The sequence below is a fragment of the Roseivivax sp. THAF30 genome (genome assembly GCF_009363575.1).
Classification (GTDB): domain Bacteria; phylum Pseudomonadota; class Alphaproteobacteria; order Rhodobacterales; family Rhodobacteraceae; genus Roseivivax; species Roseivivax halotolerans.
Map to the genome: position 1 here is coordinate 3,361,284 of NZ_CP045389.1, position 19,136 is coordinate 3,380,419.

Annotated in this window: 20 protein-coding genes; 14 read left to right on the forward strand and 6 right to left on the reverse strand. The window is 65.4% G+C overall.

Annotated elements, in window-relative coordinates; all coding sequences use genetic code 11:
- Positions 1-123: 123 nt before the first annotated feature.
- Positions 124-819, reverse strand: coding sequence for an HAD family hydrolase (locus FIU91_RS16300; protein ID WP_152463272.1), 696 nt, complete (start codon positions 817-819; stop codon positions 124-126).
- Between the two features lie 99 nt (positions 820-918).
- Here FIU91_RS16300 and clpS point away from each other — a divergent pair, with 99 nt between their 5' ends.
- From clpS to hemF, 4 genes are all read left to right on the forward strand, one after another.
- On the forward strand, positions 919-1,284 hold the full coding sequence (gene clpS / locus FIU91_RS16305; protein ID WP_093008806.1) for an ATP-dependent Clp protease adapter ClpS: 366 nt from the start codon (positions 919-921) through the stop codon (positions 1,282-1,284).
- 25 nt (positions 1,285-1,309) lie between these two features.
- Positions 1,310-2,299, forward strand: a complete 990-nt coding sequence (locus tag FIU91_RS16310; RefSeq protein WP_152463273.1) for a class I SAM-dependent methyltransferase — start codon at positions 1,310-1,312, stop codon at positions 2,297-2,299.
- Positions 2,300-2,342: 43 nt separating this feature from the next.
- Entirely contained in the window at positions 2,343-3,143 is an 801-nt protein-coding gene (locus FIU91_RS16315) for an SDR family NAD(P)-dependent oxidoreductase (protein WP_093008808.1), read from the forward strand.
- 67 nt (positions 3,144-3,210) lie between these two features.
- Positions 3,211-4,104: an oxygen-dependent coproporphyrinogen oxidase gene (gene hemF / locus FIU91_RS16320; RefSeq protein WP_152463274.1), complete on the forward strand. Its 894-nt coding sequence runs from the start codon at positions 3,211-3,213 to the stop codon at positions 4,102-4,104.
- An 85-nt stretch (positions 4,105-4,189) separates the two neighbouring features.
- Here hemF and FIU91_RS16325 read toward each other — a convergent pair whose 3' ends face one another.
- Positions 4,190-4,777: a pseudouridine synthase gene (locus FIU91_RS16325; RefSeq protein ID WP_152463275.1), complete on the reverse strand. Its 588-nt coding sequence runs from the start codon at positions 4,775-4,777 to the stop codon at positions 4,190-4,192.
- Positions 4,774-5,232, reverse strand: coding sequence for a nucleoside deaminase (locus tag FIU91_RS16330; protein WP_152463276.1), 459 nt, complete (start codon positions 5,230-5,232; stop codon positions 4,774-4,776). The genes FIU91_RS16325 and FIU91_RS16330 overlap by 4 nt, the downstream gene beginning before the upstream one ends.
- 64 nt (positions 5,233-5,296) lie before the next feature.
- Between FIU91_RS16330 and FIU91_RS16335 the strand changes: the two genes are divergently transcribed.
- From FIU91_RS16335 to dtd, 10 genes are all read left to right on the forward strand, one after another.
- Positions 5,297-6,115, forward strand: coding sequence for a pseudouridine synthase (locus FIU91_RS16335; protein WP_152463277.1), 819 nt, complete (start codon positions 5,297-5,299; stop codon positions 6,113-6,115).
- A 75-nt stretch (positions 6,116-6,190) separates the two neighbouring features.
- Positions 6,191-6,397: a hypothetical protein gene (locus tag FIU91_RS16340; RefSeq protein WP_093008813.1), complete on the forward strand. Its 207-nt coding sequence runs from the start codon at positions 6,191-6,193 to the stop codon at positions 6,395-6,397.
- Entirely contained in the window at positions 6,394-7,224 is an 831-nt protein-coding gene (locus FIU91_RS16345) for a hypothetical protein (protein ID WP_152463278.1), read from the forward strand. Before FIU91_RS16340 ends, FIU91_RS16345 begins: the two co-directional genes overlap by 4 nt.
- Before the next feature lie 174 nt (positions 7,225-7,398).
- Positions 7,399-8,295 (forward strand): 5-bromo-4-chloroindolyl phosphate hydrolysis family protein, encoded by an 897-nt coding sequence (locus tag FIU91_RS16350; protein ID WP_152463279.1) that lies wholly within the window; start codon positions 7,399-7,401, stop codon positions 8,293-8,295.
- A gap of 22 nt (positions 8,296-8,317) precedes the next feature.
- Entirely contained in the window at positions 8,318-9,517 is a 1,200-nt protein-coding gene (locus FIU91_RS16355) for a toxic anion resistance protein (protein ID WP_152463280.1), read from the forward strand.
- 4 nt (positions 9,518-9,521) lie between these two features.
- Positions 9,522-10,511 (forward strand): DUF2927 domain-containing protein, encoded by a 990-nt coding sequence (locus FIU91_RS16360; RefSeq protein ID WP_371418196.1) that lies wholly within the window; start codon positions 9,522-9,524, stop codon positions 10,509-10,511.
- A gap of 26 nt (positions 10,512-10,537) precedes the next feature.
- Positions 10,538-11,656 (forward strand): SPFH domain-containing protein, encoded by a 1,119-nt coding sequence (locus FIU91_RS16365; protein WP_152463281.1) that lies wholly within the window; start codon positions 10,538-10,540, stop codon positions 11,654-11,656.
- A gap of 84 nt (positions 11,657-11,740) precedes the next feature.
- Entirely contained in the window at positions 11,741-12,829 is a 1,089-nt protein-coding gene (locus FIU91_RS16370; protein WP_254701989.1) for a TFIIB-type zinc finger domain-containing protein, read from the forward strand.
- 20 nt (positions 12,830-12,849) lie between these two features.
- Entirely contained in the window at positions 12,850-13,752 is a 903-nt protein-coding gene (locus tag FIU91_RS16375) for a carbohydrate kinase (protein WP_152463282.1), read from the forward strand.
- On the forward strand, positions 13,749-14,204 hold the full coding sequence (gene dtd / locus FIU91_RS16380) for a D-aminoacyl-tRNA deacylase (RefSeq protein WP_152463283.1): 456 nt from the start codon (positions 13,749-13,751) through the stop codon (positions 14,202-14,204). Before FIU91_RS16375 ends, dtd begins: the two co-directional genes overlap by 4 nt.
- A 256-nt stretch (positions 14,205-14,460) precedes the next feature.
- Here the strand turns inward: dtd and FIU91_RS16385 are convergent, their stop codons facing one another.
- Genes FIU91_RS16385 through FIU91_RS16395 form a run of 3 tightly spaced genes read right to left on the reverse strand, consistent with a single transcriptional unit; the run spans position 14,461 to position 19,120 of the window.
- A complete protein-coding gene (locus FIU91_RS16385) occupies positions 14,461-15,642 on the reverse strand; it encodes an HlyD family efflux transporter periplasmic adaptor subunit (protein ID WP_152463284.1) in 1,182 nt (393 codons plus the stop codon).
- Positions 15,642-17,837 (reverse strand): ATP-binding cassette domain-containing protein, encoded by a 2,196-nt coding sequence (locus FIU91_RS16390; protein ID WP_254701990.1) that lies wholly within the window; start codon positions 17,835-17,837, stop codon positions 15,642-15,644. The genes FIU91_RS16385 and FIU91_RS16390 overlap by 1 nt, the downstream gene beginning before the upstream one ends.
- Positions 17,834-19,120: a TolC family protein gene (locus FIU91_RS16395; RefSeq protein WP_152463285.1), complete on the reverse strand. Its 1,287-nt coding sequence runs from the start codon at positions 19,118-19,120 to the stop codon at positions 17,834-17,836. The genes FIU91_RS16390 and FIU91_RS16395 overlap by 4 nt, the downstream gene beginning before the upstream one ends.
- Between the last annotated feature and the right edge of the window lie 16 nt (positions 19,121-19,136).

The following is a 19,136-nucleotide window of genomic DNA, read 5'->3' on the forward strand; positions in this document are numbered from 1 at the left end:
GGCATTTTTTCAACGCCGTGGCTCACACGTCGCGCTACATCTAGACGCAGGCAAGCGCCGCTCCACAACTGGCTGCGATTGTGGCGCAAATAAGGCGGGATCACGGCAGCGGTGTGGCGACTCTCAGCCGATGGTTTCCACGAGCTGCGGCAGCTCTCCAAGATCTGCGATGTGTCGGTAGCGCGCGGAACCGGGTGTCTCCGCTTTCTCGAAATCCCATTCGAGTTCATGCGGAACGAAGACGCCCCAGCCGCCCGCCTCGATGGCCGGCACAACATCGGATTTCATCGAATTGCCCACCATCATCGCCCCGGCCGCACCGCCCGGCACGTGCTCGAAGATGCGAGCGTAGACCGGCCAGGTCTTGTCCGACACGACCTCGACCCCGTCGAAGAAATTCCCAAGACCCGACTGCGCGAGCTTTCGTTCCTGGTGCAGAAGATCGCCTTTCGTCACCAGCATGAGATAGTGACTCTCCGCGAGCGCCTCGATCGTCTCGCGGGCATGGGGCAGAAGCTCGACCGGATGGGTCAGCATCTCTCGCCCGGCATCCAGCAACTCGCGAATGACCTGGCCGGGTGCGCGGTGCTCCGTAACATCGAGCGCGGTTTCGATCATCGACAGGGTGAACCCCTTCACCCCGAAACCGTAGCGCCCGAGATTGCGCCGCTCGGCCTCCATCAGCCGCTGGCCCAGGTCTTCGGGATCGGCGTAGTCGCCCAAGAGTTCTGCGAACCGCTGCTGAGTGAGCTTGAAGAACCGCTCGTTGTGCCAGAGGGTGTCGTCCGCATCGAAAGCCAGCGTCCTGAGATTTCGCATCGGATCGATTTCCACCTTGTCTTGGGACTTTTTTTAACGCGGACGTGGGTTATATACTGCCGGAGCAGGCCCGAGCAAAGCAGACAGAATTTCCTTCGTATGACCGATTTGCCCCAAAGCGACACGCCCCTCCTCCAGGCGGCCCGTCCGCCCGGCGACGGCGATGATGACGGCGACGCGGGCGTCGTTGTCGAAACGAAGACCAAGACGAAGCGTCCGCCGCTCTACAAGGTTCTTCTTCTGAATGACGATTACACGCCGATGGAATTCGTCGTGCATGTACTCGAGCGGTTCTTCGGAATGAACCACGCCCAAGCCTTCGAGATCATGCTGACCGTGCACAAGAAGGGCGTCGCCGTGGTCGGCGTCTTCAGCCACGAGATCGCGGAGACGAAGGTCGGCCAGGTCATGGATTTCGCGCGCCGCCACCAGCACCCGCTGCAATGCACCATGGAGAAAGAGTGATCGCGCTCCGCCCGGTCGCCGCACGATGAGCGTCTCCCGCCTCTCTCACGCCCTGTCATCTGGCGGCATCGCCTTACCCAGTGACGGACGCATCGCGCTCTTCAATCCGCGGGCCGAAACCGATCTTGCCGCCCTGCCGCAGGATCGCCTCTTCGCCATTCAGCGCCATTACCCCGATCACGCCGCCCTGTCGCGCCGGGGCATGGCCACGGCAACCGAGCCCGAGGGCCGCTTCGCCGCCGCCATCGTTTTCCTGCCGCGCGCCCGTGCCGAAGGCGAGGCGCTGATTGCCGAAGCCGTAGCGGTAACGGACGGGCCGGTGATCGTCGATGGGCAGAAAACCGATGGCGTTGATGCGATGCTGAAGGCGCTCCGCAAGCGCGGCAATGTTTCGGATGCCATCGCGAAGGCGCATGGCAAGTGTTTCCAGATCGCACCCGGAAGCGACCTGACGGACTGGGCCGCACCGGCACCGACGCGCACCGAGGATGGTTTTCTGACGGCACCGGGCGTCTTCTCTGCCGATGGCGCGGATCCCGCCTCGCGGCTTCTGACGCAGCACCTGCCGACATCGCTCTCGGGCCGCGCGGCGGATTTCGGCGCGGGCTGGGGCTATCTCTCGGCCGAACTCGCCCGCCGCGATGGCATCACCGAGCTTCATCTCGTGGAGGCGGATCATACCGCCATTTCCTGCGCGCAAGGCAATGTCACCTCGCCGGTGGCACAGTTTCACTGGAACGACGCCACCACCTGGACCGCACCGAGCGCGCTTGATGTGATCGTGATGAACCCGCCCTTCCATAAGGGCCGCGCCGCCGATCCGGCCCTGGGCCAGGCCTTCATCGCCAATGCCGCGCGCAATCTCGCCCCGACGGGCCGGCTATATCTCGTCGCGAACCGGCAATTGCCCTACGAGGCGACGCTCGAAGACGCCTTCGCCGATGTCGACACGCTGGGCGCGGATCCCCGCTTCAAGATTTTCGTTGCGCAACGTCCGACTCGCCCGCGGCGCTGAATCAGGCTAGGGCCACCCCCACCTATTCCGAAGAGGCCAGAGAATGAGCTTTTCGATCGAAGGCAAGACGGCCATCGTGACCGGCGCCGCGAACGGCATCGGCCTCGCCATCGCGCGGCATTTCGCGTCCAAGGGTGCGAACGTGATGTTCGCCGACATGGACGAGGCACGGCTTGCCAAGGAATGCGGCGAGCGCGACGAGACCGACAACATGCGCTATTTCGCGGGCGATCTGCGCGAGAAACTGACGCTGGCCAACCTTCTGTCGGCAACGCTCGATGCGTTCGACCGGGTCGATATCCTCGTCAACGGCTCGCGCCAGGTGATCGAGACCGATCCGTTCTCGATGGATGACGACAGCGTCGAGATGATGCTCCAGCAGAACCTGATGACCGCGATGCGCCTGTCGCAACTCGTGGCCCGCCGCATGATCAAGCAGGGCGAGAACCAGGAAGACGGCCAAATCGGTGCGATCGTGAACCTGTCATCCATTGCCGCACGGCGCACCCATCCGCAGCTCATGGGGTATTCGTTGGCTTGTGCGGCGCTCGACCAGATGACCCGATCGATGGCGGTTGCCTATGCCCCCGAACGGATCCGCGTGAACGCGCTGGCCTTCGGCTCTGTGATGTCCTCAAGCCTCAAATCGACCCTGAAGGATCATCGCGACTACCGCAGCGACATCGAGGAGCATACGCCGCTCGGCCGCATCGCCGCGCCCGAGGAGCTGTCCGAAGCGGTGCAGTTCCTCTGCTCGGATTCCGCCAAGTTCCTGACCGGTCAGATCATGACGGTCGATGGCGGTCGCACCCTGCTCGATCCAGTGAACGCCCCCGCGCACTGACCGTTCTGTCTTGCTCCCCGGCCTCGCGCTTGGCATCACGTGGCCAGCACAACGCAGAGGGGACGCAATGACCGAAGAGCTGACATCCCAGCGCGCCCGCGCGGCAGAGTGGTTCCGCACCCTCCGCGACGAGATCGTCGCCGCCTTCGAGGCGCTCGAGGCCAGCCACGATGCGGGGCCTTACGCCGAAGCGATCCCCGGCACGTTCGAAGTCACCGAAACCAAGCGCCGCTCCGATGACGGCTCCGACGCGGGCGGCGGTCTGATGAGCGTCATGCGCGGCGGCCGTGTCTTCGAAAAGGTCGGCGTCAACGTCTCCGAAGTCTACGGCACGCTCGGCGAGCGGGCGCAAGCGGCCATGGCCGCGCGCAAGGGCATCCCCGGCATGACCGAAGATCCGCGCTTCTGGGCCTCGGGCATCAGCCTGGTCGCGCATATGCAGAACCCGCATGCCCCGGCCGTTCACATGAACACCCGCATGTTCTGGACACCGCATGCCTGGTGGTTCGGGGGCGGCTCGGATCTCAATCCCTGCATTGAGTACGACGACGACACCGCGCATTTTCACGCCCAACAGAAGGCGCATCTCGATCCGCACGGGGCCGAGCATTATCCGCGCCTGAAGGACTGGGCCGACGAGTATTTCTACATCCCGCACCGCAACCGCGCTCGCGGCGTCGGCGGGATCTTCATGGACGATCACTGCACCGGCGACTGGGAAGCGGATTTCGCGCTGACGCAGGATATCGGCCGCGCCTTCCTGCCCGCCTATGTCCCGCTCGTGGAAAAGCGCCGGGCTCAGGAGTTCACCGAAGCCGACCGCGAAACGCAGCTCGTCCATCGCGGACTCTATGCCGAATACAATCTCGTCTATGACCGCGGCACGAAGTTCGGCCTCGAGACGGGCCACGATGCCAATGCGGTCCTGATGTCCTTGCCGCCCCTGGCCAAGTGGATCTGATCCCCCTCTTTGGATTGGCAAAAATACCGCGGAGAGCGCGAGAGGCAGCGCCTCTCGCAGGGCGCGGGCCTGCCCGCGCCCTTTCTCAGACCTCGCGCCACTCGCCGGGCGCGAGCCTGTCCAGTGTCCAGTCCCCGATGCGCCAGCGCACCAGCCTCAAGCACGGAAGGCCGACCGCCGCGCACATGCGCCGGACCTGACGATTTCTACCCTCGGTGATGGTGATCTCGAGCCAGGCATCGGGCACCGACTTGCGAAAGCGCACCGGCGGATCGCGCGGCCAGAGATCGGGCGCGGCGATCTCGCGCGCGGCGGCGGGCCGCGTCGGCCCGTCCTTCAGCGCAATGCCTGCGCGCAGGGCCTCCAGCGCCTCGGCACCGGGCGTGCCCTCGACCTGCACGAGGTAGCTCTTTTCCCGCTTGAATTTCGGGCTCGCGATCCGCGCCTGCAACGCACCGTCATCGGTCAGAACCAGCAGCCCCTCGCTGTCCTTGTCCAGGCGCCCGGCGGGATAGACGCCCGGCAGATCGATGAAATCGGACAGCGTGGCGCGGGGGCTACCCTCGCTGCCCTTGTCGGTGAACTGGGACAGGCAGTTGTAAGGCTTGTTGAACAGCACGATGCGAGGACGCGCGGGACGGGGCCGTGGGGCTCTGCGGGGTTGCGGGCTCATGGATCGGCGCGCCTCTCTTCAAAGAAAGCGCGGAGGAGCATTTCCGCCTCCGCCGCCCCGATTCCGTCATAGATTTCGGGTCGATGGTGACATTGCGGATGCGAGAAGACCCGTGCCCCATGCGCGGTGCCGCCCGATTTCGGGTCCGCCGCGCCGTAATAAAGGCGCGCGATCCGCATATGGGCAATGGCGCCGGCGCACATCGCACAAGGCTCGAGCGTGACGTAGAGATCGCATCCCGTCAGCCGTTCCGATCCCAGGATCCGAGCGCCCGCGCGCAAGACCAGCAGTTCCGCATGCGCCGTGGCATCGCCAAGCTCGCGTGTCCGGTTGCCATCCCGCGCGATAACCGCGCCATCCGGGCCGATCAGAGCCGCGCCGACAGGCACTTCGCCCCGCGCCATTGCGGCGCGGGCTTCCTCGAGCGCGATATCCATGTGACTGCGGAAACTCATGGCTCCGTCCTAGCGCGGCACGCGGGCGATGGACAGGGCGCGCAGGCCGCGCTAAGGCCGCGTCATGACCGAGACACCCCCCGGAGACCGCATCGCCAAGGTGCTTTCGCGCGCCGGCATCGCCTCGCGCCGCGAGGCCGAACGTATGATCGCCGAAGGCCGCGTCGCGGTGAACGGCAAGGTGATCGAGCGCGCCGCCTTGAACGTCACGGCCAAGGACCGGATCGAGGTGGACGGCAAGCCGCTGCGTGCCGCAGAGGCGCCGCGTCTCTGGCTCTACCACAAGCCCTCGGGCCTCGTGACGACCACCAAGGACGAGCAAGGCCGCACGACGATCTTCGACGAATTGCCCGACGATCTGCCGCGCGTGATGAGCGTGGGACGGCTCGACCTCAATTCCGAGGGCCTGCTTCTGCTGACCAATGACGGCGCGATCAAGCGCCAGCTGGAATTGCCATCGACCGGCTGGCTCCGGCGCTACCGGGTGCGCCTGAATGGCAAGCCGACCGATGCGACCTTCCAGCCCTTGCGCGACGGGCTCGAGGTCGAAGGCACCAGGTTCCAGCCCATGATCGTCACGCTCGATCGCCAGCAAGGGGCCAATGCCTGGGTGACGGTCGGTCTTCGAGAGGGCAAAAACCGCGAAATCCGCCGCGCGATGGAAGATCTTGGCCTGAAAGTGAACCGGTTGATCCGGATTTCCTACGGGCCGTTTCAGCTCGGCCAGATGAAACCGGGCGAAGTCCACGAAATCCGCCCCCGCATCATGCGCGATCAGCTTGGACTGGACGAAACGCCAGGCCACGGCGATCCGAAGACGAAACAGGGCCCCGGCAAGCCCCGCGCGACACGGAACCGGCGCACTCGCCCCAAAGGTCGTTAACTACGACTTCTAACGTCGCGAGATTTCCCGCCCCGCGCCGCGTTTTCGCCTGCTTTCGGCAGGAAACCCGAGGGTATGTTGATCACCGTCCTCGCCATCGCGATTTTCGCCCTGTCTTGTTACGTCGTGCTACGCAACGCCCCGATGGTTGCCTCGGACACGGCGCAAACCTTGCGCGCGATGCTCGCCCGTCAATCTGACGGGCACTGGATGCGTCGCGTGGCGCTGACGGCGCTTTACCTTCTGCTTTTCGGCCTTTTCGTCATCCAGGTGCTGCGATGAGCGATATCTCCGACCGTTTCTCGTCGCACTCGGCCAGCTCCAAGGGACAGGGGGAGGCGATGGTCCTCATCCTCGCCGCCTGCCCGCTACTCTTCTGGCTATTTCTGGGCTCGACGCGAGCCGCGATCGCGGCCGTCGTTTATGTCGGGCTTCTGGCGCTCGCCGCTCGGCTCATCGCCAGGGGGCGGCGGCAGGAAGCCAAGTATAAAGCCGCTTCCGTCGCGCGACGGCCACGCGTGCCGCGCAAGCTGATCGGCGAGGCGCTGATCGGGGTGATCGCGCTTCTGCTCGCCGCGCATCAATTCTCGACCTGGACGCCGCCCGCACTCATCGGGACGATCGCCTTCCTTCTCAGCCTCGCAGCCTTCGGTCTCGATCCGTGGCGGGACAAGGGCTTCGACAATCCCGATTACCTGGCCGAGCGCGCGGCGCAAGCGACGCTCGAAATGGCGGATACGCGCATGACCGCGCTTGTCGGCAGGGTCGCGGCCCTCGGAGAGCACGATCTTGCCCTTCGGACGGAAGCGATCCGCAGCGCGATCCTGCGTATGATCCGCGTCCATGCCCTTCGCCCGCAGGAGTTTTTTGCCCTCAAGAAACCCCTCGAGAAATTCATCGATCTTGCCGAAGGCGAAGTCGATGCGCTCGAGACAGGCTGGAAGACAGATGCACCAGGCGCCGCTCACCGCTACATGACGCGAATCGCCGCGCTCTCGGACGGTTTCGAGACTCGTGCACGCAAATGGCGAGCCGAGCGGCAATCGGATGCATACGCTCTGGACGCCGATCTGCTGCTCGACCGGATGGAGCAAAACCGCGCTGCCTGAACAAGTTGCGGCATTCCGTCTAGTAAGTGTCATGTCGAATCTCTAAGTTCTGGTGCGTGTCCAAGGCAAAGGGGGCGCGCATGGCAAGCTCTGGCTTTCAGAAAACCGCATTCGTCGTTTTGCTGATCCTTCAGGTCGGCGTCGCCTTCGGCTGGCTCGGGGGGCTTTGATCGAATGGCCGAACGCTTTGGCGGACGTTACAGCCCTGAGGGCAGGCCGGACGGCGGCAAGGGCGCCCCGCCCGCCTACGAGGCCGCGCGGGTCAATCCGGTCGGCGCACGGGCCAACATGATGTTCCTGCCGCCGGTGGCGCTGGCCTTCGCCTCGCTCGGCGCGGGCGCGACCGGACTTGTGACGGGCCTGGCAGGGGCGGGCATCTGGGCGGCAGGCGCAGTCGTGCTGCGCGAAGGCCTGAAGGCCGAGGCCGAGTATCACGCCCGCAAGATCGCACGCCGCCCGGCGCTGCCGCGCAAATACCTCGCGGCAATGCTTGCGGCCATCGGAACGGGTCTTGCTGCCCTGACGCATGGCGGCGGGCTGATCGAAGGGGCGCTCTTTGCGATCGCGGGCGGCGGTCTGCATATCGCAGCGTTTGGCGGCGATCCGATGCGGGCCAAGGGGCTCGAACATGTGGACGCCTTCCAGCAGGACCGCGTCGCCCGCGTCGTCGACGAAGCGGAGGAATATCTCGCCGCGATGGCCGAAGCTGCCCGCCGAGCGGGTGACCGCGGGGTAGAGGCGCGCGTGGAGGGCTTCCAGACCACCGCTCGGAAGCTGATCCGCACCGTTGAGGACGATCCGCGCGATCTGACCGCAGCGCGCAAGTATCTCGGCGTCTACCTCATGGGCGCGCGCGATGCGGCGATGCGCTTCGCCGACATCTACTCGCGCAGCCGCGATGCCAGGGCGAAGTCCGATTTTCTGGCACTTTTGGACGACCTGGAGAGTTCGTTCGGCAAGAAGACCGAAACACTCCTGATCGATGCCAACAGCGATCTGCAAATAGAGATCGACGTGCTGAGAGACCGGCTCAGCCGGGAAGGTGTGATGCTCGATCGCCAGGCGGATTAAATTTCAAAGAGGGATTAATGACATGTCCGAACAGGTGCGTAACAAGGCGATAGAGACCGAAGCCGAAGTGCAGGAAGTGAGCGAGGCGACTTTGCCGATGCCCAGAAATGCGGATGACCTTGTCGCGCTCGACAAGGCCGACGCCCCCGTTGCCGAAGAGATCCGTGCCCGCATGGACGAGATCGATTTGAGCGACACGAATTCCATCGTCTCCTTCGGCTCCGCCGCGCAGGGCGAGCTGCAGGAAATAAGTCAGTCGATGCTCCAGGGCGTCCGCAACAAGGATGTGGGCCCCGCGGGCGACAGCCTGCGCGGCATCGTCACCACGATCCGCGGCTTTTCGGTCTCCGAACTCGACGTGCGCCGCAAGCGGGCCTGGTGGGAAAAGCTTCTGGGCCGCGCCGCGCCCTTCGCAAAGTTCACCGCGCGGTACGAAGAGGTGCAGGGCCAGATCGACCGGATCACCGACGACCTTCTCAAGCACGAGCACACGCTTCTGAAGGACATCAAGTCGCTCGATCTGCTCTACGACAAGACGCTGCAATTCTACGATGAGCTCGCGCTCTATATCGCTGCTGGCGAAGCCAAGCTCGCCGAACTCGACAGCACCGACATCCCCGCCAAGGAAGCCGAGGTAAACGCCGCGCCCGAGGACGATCAGGTGATGAAGGCGCAGGAGCTGCGCGATCTGCGCGCCGCGCGCGACGATCTCGAGCGCCGGGTCCACGATCTGAAACTGACGCGCCAGGTAACGATGCAGTCCCTGCCCTCGATCCGGCTGGTGCAGGAAAACGACAAGAGCCTTGTGACCAAGATCAACTCGACGCTCGTGAACACGGTCCCCCTCTGGGAGACACAGCTTGCCCAGGCGGTGACGATTCAGCGCTCCACAGAGGCAGCGGCGGCCGTACGCGAAGCCAATGATCTCACGAACGAGCTGCTGACCTCGAACGCGCAGAACCTCCGCGAGTCCAACAAGATGATCCGCGAGGAGATGGAGCGCGGCGTCTTCGACATCGAGGCGGTTAAGAAGGCCAATGCAGACCTGATCGGAACGATTCAGGAAAGCCTGCAGATCGCTGACGAGGGCAAGGCCAAGCGTGCCGCTGCCGAAGAGGATCTCAAGAAGATGGAAGCCGAGTTGCGCGACACTCTGGCCTCGGCCAAGGCGCACAAGACCGGCACCGGCGAGACCGCCGCGACCTCGGTTCCGGCTGGCTGAACAGGTGCGGCGCGGGGCGGGATATCTGGGCTGGATTGCGGGCGCCGCGCTCGCGCTTTCGGGCTGCGCGATGAACGACGCGCAGCCCACTCCGCCCGGCACGCCGCCGCAGGCCCGGCCCGACCGGCCCGCGCCGGAACCCGCTCCCGCCCCGCCGGCAGAACCCTCTGCACGGAGCCTGGAGCTTGCAAGCTACTACGCGCGCATCGAAATGGACCTCGTGGGTCAGGGCCTTCTGAGGACGGATGGCGGCGGCGTCGACACGCCCGTGACCGACACCCAGCTCGCCCGCAATTTCGAGCAGATCGCGCTGGCCGAGGAGTATCGCCGCGGCGCGGGTCTTCAAAGCTCCGGAGGAGAGCTTGGTCCGATCAAGAAGTGGCGTCAGCCGATCCGCGTCGATGCGGAGTTCGGCGCGTCGGTGCCGGAAGAACAGCGCGCACGCAACGAGGCCGAGCTGTCGCGCTACGTCACGCGCCTCGCCCGTGTGACCGACCACCCGATTTCGATGAACGAAAACCGCGCCAATTTCCATGTTCTCTTCATGTCCGAAGATGACCGCGCCGCCATTGCGCCCCGGGTCAAGGCACTGGTGCCAGACATCGACCCGGCGTCGCTTTCGGTCGTCAACAATCTGCCGCGCGCGATCCACTGCCTCGTCGTCGCATTCTCGGACGAGCCGGGCGGATATGCCTATGGCAAGGCCATCGCCATCATCCGGGCCGAGCATCCGAACCTGCTGATGAAATCCTGCATCCACGAAGAGGTTGCCCAGGGCCTTGGACTTGCCAATGACAGCCCGTATGCGCGCCCGTCGATCTTCAACGACGATGATGAATTCGCGCTCCTGACGCGGCATGACGAGATGTTGCTCAAGATCCTTTACGATCCGGCCTTAGAACCCGGCATGTCCCCCGACATCGCCCGCCCGATCATCCGCCGCCTCGCCACCGAGCTTGCAGGCGACCGGATCGCGAGCGCCGGAGCAAATTGATGCCTATGACCGCCTTGGAGTAACCCATGCCCATCTTCGATTTCCTCGCCGGACAATTCATCGACGTCATTCACTGGACCGACGATACGCGCGATACGATGGTCACCCGCTTCGAGCGCGAGGGGCACGAGATCAAGTATGGGGCGAAGCTGACCGTGCGCGAGGGCCAATCGGCCGTTTTCGTGCATGAGGGCCAGTTGGCGGATGTCTTCACGCCTGGGCTCTACATGCTCGAGACGAACAACATGCCGATCATGACGTCTCTCCAGCATTGGGATCACGGCTTCCGCTCCCCCTTCAAATCCGAGATCTATTTCGTCTCCACCAACCGCTTCACCGATCTAAAATGGGGCACGAAGAACCCGGTGATGCTGCGCGATCCGGAGTTCGGACCGGTGCGTCTGCGCGCCTTCGGCACCTACGCGATCAAGGTCACCGATCCGGGCCTCTTCCTGACCGAGATCGTCGGCACGGATGGCGAGTTCACGCGTGACGAGATCTCTTACCAGATCCGCAACATCATCGTGCAGGAAGTCAGCCGCACGCTTGCGTCCTCGGGCATTCCCGTGCTCGACATGGCGGCCAACACTGCCGATCTCGGCAAGCTCGTTGCCGCCGAGGTGTCGAAGACGCTCGCGACTTACGGGCTCGTCATGCCCGAGCTTTACATCGAGAACATCTCGCTGCCGCCCGCGGTCGAGAAGGCGCTCGATGCGCGCACCTCGCGGGGTATCGCGGGCAATCTCGACGAGCACATGAAATGGCGCGCCGCAGAAGCGCTGGCAGAAGGCGGCAGCGCGGGCGGCGCGATGGGAGTGGGAATGGGCGCGGGCCTCGGTATGCAGATGGCCGAAGCCGTTTCAGGTCGGCGTGGCCCCTGGGGCACCGCCCCCGCTCCGGTGCAAGGTGGGGGCCCCGCGGCGCCCCCGCCGCCTCCTGCCGAAAAGGTCTGGCACATCGCCGAGAACGGCGAAACGCAAGGCCCGTTCAGCCGTGCGCGGCTCGGCCGGATGGCGAGCGAGGGAAGCCTCACGCGCCAGACCTATGTCTGGACCGCGGGTCAGGACGGCTGGATGCGCGCGGAGGACGTGACCGAGCTCGCGCAGCTCTTCACCGTCATGCCGCCGCCGCCCCCGGCGCCTTAAACGCCAGATCACGCTGCCTTTGACATTGCATCGCGAGACTGCCTTGGCGAAGGTGCGGCCACGCTCTGCCGAGGACTGACTGCCGTGACCATCGAGGATCATCGCTTTCCCTGCGACCAATGCGGCTCGGACCTGCGTTTCGATCCGGCTGCGGGGCAGCTTGTTTGCGGCCATTGCGGCAATGCGGAGCCGATCGAGGATGGCGGTCCGTGGGCGGGCGGCATCAGCGAGATCGACTTCGACCAGGCGCTCCGCAACCTCCTTCCGATCCAGGACATGGAGGTTACGCGAGTCTCCTCCTGCCCCAATTGCGGAGCGGAGGTGGAGTTCGACCCCGAGGCGCATTCCGCCGAATGCCCGTTCTGCGCGACGCCCGTGGTCAAGGGCACCGGCGAGAACCGGCATATCAAGCCGCGCGCCCTGCTGCCCTTCCAGCTCTCCGAGGATGCGGCGCGCGATGCGATGATCGCCTGGCTCGGGCGGCTCTGGTTCGCACCGAACGGCGTGCAGGAATATGCCCGCAAGGGACGGCGGATGCAGGGCATCTACGTGCCCTACTGGACCTTCGACGCGGACACCAAGTCGCGCTACCGGGGCGAGCGCGGAACGGTCTATTACGAAACCCGCCGCGTCATGCGCGACGGCAAGATGACGACCCAGCGCGTGCAGAAGGTGCGCTGGCGGCCCGCATCGGGCCGGGTCGCACGGTTCTTCGACGATGTGCTGGTTCTGGCTTCCACGTCCTTGCCGAAAAGCTACACCGAGGCGCTTCCGCCGTGGGATCTGTCGGCGCTCGAGCCGTACAGGCCGGAATTCATCGCGGGATTTCGGGCGGAGGCCTACACTGTCGATCTCGATCAGGGCTTCGGCGAGGCACGCGCGGTCATGGACCGGCAGATCCACCGGGACGTCAAATTCGACATCGGCGGTGATCGTCAGCGCGTCCACAATGTCGAGACCGAGGTCAGCGCGGTGACGTTCAAGCACATCCTGCTGCCGGTCTGGATGGCGGCCTACAAGTTCCGGGGCAAGACCTATCGGTTTGTCGTGAACGGACAGACAGGCCGGGTCCAGGGGGAACGGCCCTACTCGGCCTGGAAGATCGCGCTTGCGGTCATCGCCGGTCTGGTCGTGGCCGCCGCCTTCGGATATGTCGCGGCCGTCTACGGCTGAGTGCGAGGAGGCTACGCCCGATGATCCTGTGTTGCGGAGAAGCGCTGATCGACATGTTGCCGCGTGAGGCGCAGGACGGCTCCCCGGCCTTCGCCCCTTTCGCTGGCGGGGCGATCTTCAACAGCGCCATCGCGCTTGGCCGGCTTGGCGCGCCGGTCGCTCTGTTCACAGGCCTCTCGACAGACCTTTTCGGCGAGATCCTCGTGCGCGAGTTGGAGAACAGCCGCGTTGAGACCGGGCAGCTTGCGCGCTCGGACCGGCCGACGACGCTGGCTTTCGTGACATTGACCGACGGTCAGGCGAAATACGCATTCTACGACGAGAACACTGCGGGACGGATGCTGGACACATCCCATCTTCCGGAGCTGTCCTCCGACATCGATGCGCTTCTCTTCGGCGGTATCAGCCTCATCGCAGAGCCTGGCGCGGAGACCTATGCCGCCCTCGCGGCACGCGCCGCGGGCGACAAGCTGGTGATGCTCGACCCGAATATCCGGGCCGGTTTCGTCCAGGACGAGGCCCGGTATCGCGCGCGCCTCGATGCGATGCTGGCAGGTGCGGACATCGTGAAGCTTTCCGACGAAGACATGGACTGGCTCGGCACCGATCCCGAGGCACTCTTCGCGATGGGCGTGGCTGTCGTTCTCATCACGCGCGGCGCGGACGGCGTCGATGCGATCACACCCGAAGGCACGCGCCGCATCGCCGCCGAACCCGCGCAGGTCGTCGACACGGTCGGCGCGGGCGATACGTTCAATGCAGGCTTCTTGGCGGGGCTCCATAAAGATGGACTTCTGACCCGCGCGGCATTGCGCGACGCATCGCTTGAACTGCTGACACCGGCCGTGGCGCTTGGAACGAAGGCCGCCGCGATCACGGTCAGCCGCGCCGGTGCCAACCCGCCCTGGGAGAGCGAGCTGTGAGAGCTCTGCTTCAGCGGGCAACGGAAGCTCGAGTCGAGATCGACGGCGCGGTGATCGGGGAGATTGGCGCGGGCCTTCTTATCCTGGTCTGCGGGATGAAAGGCGACACGGACGAGATCGCCGATACGCTCGCCCGCAAGGTTACGAAGTTGCGTCTCTTCCAGGATGAGAACGGGAAGACCAACCGCGCGATTTCGGATGTCGAGGGCGCTGCGCTCGTGGTCAGTCAGTTCACCTTGTCGGCGGACACGAAACGCGGCAATCGCCCCGGCTTTTCCCAAGCCGCCCCGCCAGACGAGGGACAACGGCTTTACGAGCGGTTCGCGGCGACATTGCAGGGCGAAGGCGTGCCAACAGCAACCGGCCGGTTCGGTGCCGATATGGCCGTGCACCTCGTGAATGACGGCCCGATGACGATCTGGCTGGACACTGACGATGGGAAAACGCAATAGCGATATTGCGTTTTTGAATCGAAACAATCGCGTTTGTGCATAAATCGCAGTCGCTATCCAGACGTTGCCCTTACGGCAGTTCGCGGAGTTTTACACATCTGACATGATTCAGTGTCAGATGTGTCTGACACTCAAGATGTAGTGCTCCGTTGCGTTTGAACCCTAAATAAGCGCAGCCCAATATGGTTACGCAAGGTCGTTATCCGCGAAAGCTACAAGATCGGGTTGTGGACAAGTCGGTGGGAAAAATTCGCCGCTACGGTTCGCGCAGCGCATCTTTCGTCTTGTACAAGGGCTTCAAAAGGTAGGTGAGCACGGTTTTTGCGCCGGTCATCAATTCCACCTGAGCCAGCATACCGGGCCGTAGCGCGATCCGCTCCTGACGCTCGGACAAGGCCGAGCGATCAATGGCGACGGTCACCTTGTAGTGCGGCTCTGCTTTCGGGTCGCGCTCGTCGCGGAACGTATCGGCAGAGACGACCCGCACCTCGCCCTGGAGCGCGCCCCAGATCGTGTAATCATACGCCGACAGCTTGATCGTCGCGGCCTGACCGGGCCGAATATTCGCGATATTCTCGGGCGCGACACGGGCCTCGACGAAAAGCGCCTCTTCCCGCGGGATGATCTGCAGGATCTCCTCGCCGGGGCGGACGACCCCGCCGATGGTCGTGATCGACAGCTTGTTCACCACACCGTCCATCGGGCTCGTCAGTTCGGTCCGGTCGAGTTGGTCGCGCGCGGCGGCAAAGCCCTGGCGCAAGGTCGCAAGCTCGCGCAGCGTCTCGGAATGCGCCTCGGCGCGCGCAAGCTCGGTTTGCGTGACGATCTCCTCGTAGCGGATACGGGCATCCGCATGGGCCTTGCGAGCGCGCGTCACCTCGATCAGCGCGACGACACCCTTGGCATAGAGGTCTTCCATGAGCTTTCGCTCCGCCGCGGCTTCGTCGAGAACGCGGCGCGCGCCATCGGTTCGGCCCAGATAATCAGTTTGTCGCGCGGACAGAAGCTGACGCTCGGCCTCGGCCATGTCCGGGCTCGCCGCGACCAGTCTTTCGGGCAAGGCCAGGTCGCTTGCGCCGTCGATCTCCGCTTCGAGTCGCAGACGCCGCATCTCGAGGGCGGTGATCTGTTCGGCAAGGTCGGCAACGGAGGCTTCGTACTCAGCGGCGTGCAGCCGCGCGAGCACGTCGCCGCGGGCAACCGCATCGCCCTCCTTCACCAGAAGCTCGGACAGGATGCCGCCTTCGAGGTTCTGGATGATCTGGGGCCGCGAGGAGGAGGCGAGCTCCCCCTCGGCCCGCACGATCTCGTCGATCCAGGCGAGCGAGGCCCAGATCAGGAAGATCAGCACCGCCGCCGCCGACAGCCAGATCGTCAGCGACGGACCGCGCAGACGCGTCCCGAGCTCACCGCGCAAATCGGTCGAGGCAAGCGCCATCAACCCTCTCCTTTAGCGGTGCGGGTGAGGTGGGCCATCACCTCCGCGCGCGGGCCATCCACCGCGACCCGGCCATGCGCGAGGATCGTGACGCGCTGCGCCAGAGACAGGATCGGCACGCGGTGCGTCGCGATGATCGCGGTCCGGCCCGAGAGCCATTCGCCCAGCCGCGAGATCAGCGTCGCTTCCAGCGTCTGGTCGAGCGCGGCGGTTGGCTCGTCGAGCAGGCAGATATCGGGATCCTGAAGCCAGAGCCGAGCCCACCCGACGCTTTGCCGTTGCCCCACCGAAAGCCCGCTGCCGCCATCGCCGATGGGCAGGTCGAGCCCGGAGGGATGGGCCTTCACGAATTGCCCCAGCCCCGCAAAATCGAGCGCCGCGTAAAGCCGCGCGTCATCCGCCTCCATCCGGTCGAGCGAAAGGTTGTCGCGCAAGCTTCCCTCGAAGAGCCGCACATCCTGGCCAAGATACCCGATGCCCCGTCTCAGGTCGGCCGGATCGATCTGGGCCATCTCCACCCCGTCGAGCATCAACCGTCCTTCGGCGGGCGCATAGAGACCCGACAGAACGCGCAGGAAGGTCGACTTGCCCGAACCATTCGCGCCCAGAACCGCGAGGGTTTGACCCGCATTGACGGTAAAGCCCGAGAGATCCAGCGCGGGCGCGGCCTCCCCGTATCGATAACTCACGCCCTTGAGGTCATAGCGCCCTGCGAGGCGCGGGCGGCGCAGGTAACGGCGGGCAGGGCGGCGGTCCTGCTCGGCTTCGGCGATACCGTCCAGCATCGTCAGCGCCGTCTTCACGTTCGACCAGCGCGCAAGGATGCCCGACAGCTGCGTCAGCGGGGCCAGCGTCCGCGACGTCAGTATGCCCGTCGCGATGATTGCGCCCACGGTGAACTCGCCTGCGAAAACAAGGTAGGTGCCCGCGATCACAGCGATCACGTAGGTGCCTTGCTGGATTGCTTGCGCCCAAACGGTAAGGTTCGCGGCGAGACGACGCTGCTCGGAGCTTTTCAGGGATTGCAGCGCGACAAGCTCTTCCCAGGCGCGGGCAAACCGGGTCTCGGCCCGCGCGCCCTTGATCGTGTCGAGGTCGCGCACGACCTCTTGCAAGAGCCGAGACTGGCGCACGCCCGCGCCCTGCATCTCTTCGGTCAGGCGCATCATCCGCCGCTGCAGAAACACGCCCGGCACCACCATCAGGATGCCGCCCGCGACCAGGACCCAGACGACCTGCCCGGCGATGGATGCAACGAGCGCGAGGAACAGCAGGATGAACGGAATGTCCGCCAGCGCGCCAACGGTGGAGGCGGTGAAGAACTCGCGCACCGATCCGAATTCGCGCATGGCCGAGAAGAGCTGCGAGGGGCTTTTCGCCGCGATCTCGGAGCGGAGCCCCAAGAGGCGGCTCATAAGGGTCGATTGAACGCCAAGCTCGATCTGCCGCCCCGCCCCGTCGAGAAGCTGAGCCCGCGCGGCCTTCAGGCCGCCTTCGAGCATCAGCGCGAGCCCGGCCCCGGCGGCGAGCACCCAGAGCGTTGCCTCGGATTGATGCGGGATCACCCGGTCATAGACCTGCAGCGAGAAGAGCGCGACCGCGACCGCCAGCATGTTCGCAACGAAGGAGCCGACGGCGACCTCGGCTAAGGGACGCTTGAACCGCGCGAACTCCGACCAGAACCAATGGCCGGGACGCGGCGCAGCTCCAAGCGTCTCTGCGAGCTTGGCAAGCGGCACCGCGCCCGTGAGCATGACGCCCGCGAAATGCGGCTCGAATTCAGCGACGTGGATCTCGACCCGGTGATCGCGAGCCTCTGCCTCGTAAAGCGTGACGGTGTCGGGCGTGACCTTGAGAACGAGCACGGCCTGACCGGAAGTCATCAGCGCGATCGCGGGCTCTGACCGCTCAGTCAGATCGCCCGTGACCTGCGCGGGCGAGAGACCGGCGGCGCGCATCCCGGCGGCAAGCGTGTCGGGGCCGTAGAAGTCCGCGCCACCATCAGCCTCGCGAAGCGCCTCGACGATGTCCGCCTCGGCGGCCTCCACGCCGCGCTGACGCGCGTAAAGGCGGATCAGGCCGGCGCGCGTCTCTGCACGGCCCGATCCGCGCGTCACCCGCTCGCGTGTCGCTCCTGTCGTCTCGGCCGCCACCGTCTTGGCACGCGTCAGGGCTATGACCGGCGCGGCCGTCACACACGATCCCCGGCGGCGAGACCTCCTTGAAGTGCGGCGAGCCGCAGCTCGGCCCGCGCCAGCGCGTATTTCAGCGTGATCGCCTGGGACATCGCATCGGACCACGTCTCGTAGACACCGACGACCTCCATCACCCGGCGTTGCCCGCCTTCATATTGGCGCTGGAAAAGATCGAGATTGCCCTTGGCCTGCTGCGCCAGCCCCTCGGCTTCACTGAGCTGACGGCGGGTCGCTTCGATCTCGCTCGTCAGCCGCGCGACTTCGAGACCATGATCCTCCTGCGCGGCGATGATACGCTCTTCGGCGGCGGTGATATCGGCCTTGCCGGCTTTCAACGACGCGCCCGTGCCAAGCCCGAGCCCGTTCGGGATCGCAGCCGAAAGACCGCCCTGCCCGCTGCGCGCGCTGAGTTCTGCCGAAAGACCGGGCAGGAAGCCCGACCGCGCGATCTCTGCCTCCGCTGCGACGCGAGCCTTTTTGGCTCGTGCCGCGAGCACCGCAACGGGCGGCGCCGATGCGGTCGCGCCACTCAATGCGCCGATCCCGTCCGGTGCCGCATCGGGCGCAAGGCGTTCGAACTGGGCTTTTGCCTCAATGGCGCTGTCTCGGGCGCGGTCCCGGTCGGCGGCGATCCGGGCGAGTTTCTGCCGCAAGACGGTGAGATCGGAGGGATTGGAGACGCCCCCTGCCACCCGCTCGGACATGATCCACTCGAAATGGGCCATGTCCTTGTGCGCGCGCTCGAAATGAGCGGCGGCCTGACGGCCTTCCTCGGCATCGAGGTACAGCCCGATCGCCCGGGCCACCCGCTGATCCGCGCTTTCGACGAGGCGCACCGCGGCGGCATCCACCTCGGCGCGGGCAAGATCGCGCTCGGCGCGCTTTCGGCCATTATCGAAGAGTACCTGGTTCACGACGAGATCGGCGGCGAGATCCCCGAGCGAGGTCAGGGACACGGTCGGCCCGATCGTCGGCAGCCAGTTCCGCCCGGCCGCCGTCTGCCGCAGGCGGGCGGCTTCGAGTTCCGCCGCTTCCACCTGCGCGCCCGAAGAGAGCGCGGCCGCCGCGATACGGTCGTAGCTCGAGCCTGGAACAAAGCCGCCGGACCGCGCCGAGAGCGCCTCCACGATCCCTGGCGCGGCGGGTGTCGTGGCCGGGGCTTCGGGCCCCGGCGATGCGGCAAAGCGTGTTGCGACCTCGGGAACCGGCAGACCCGCACAGCCCGCCAGCGTGGCTGTCGCCACCAGCAAGACTGCCGCGCGCTGCCCTGTCCGTCGCTTCACGTCCGACCTCTTTCTT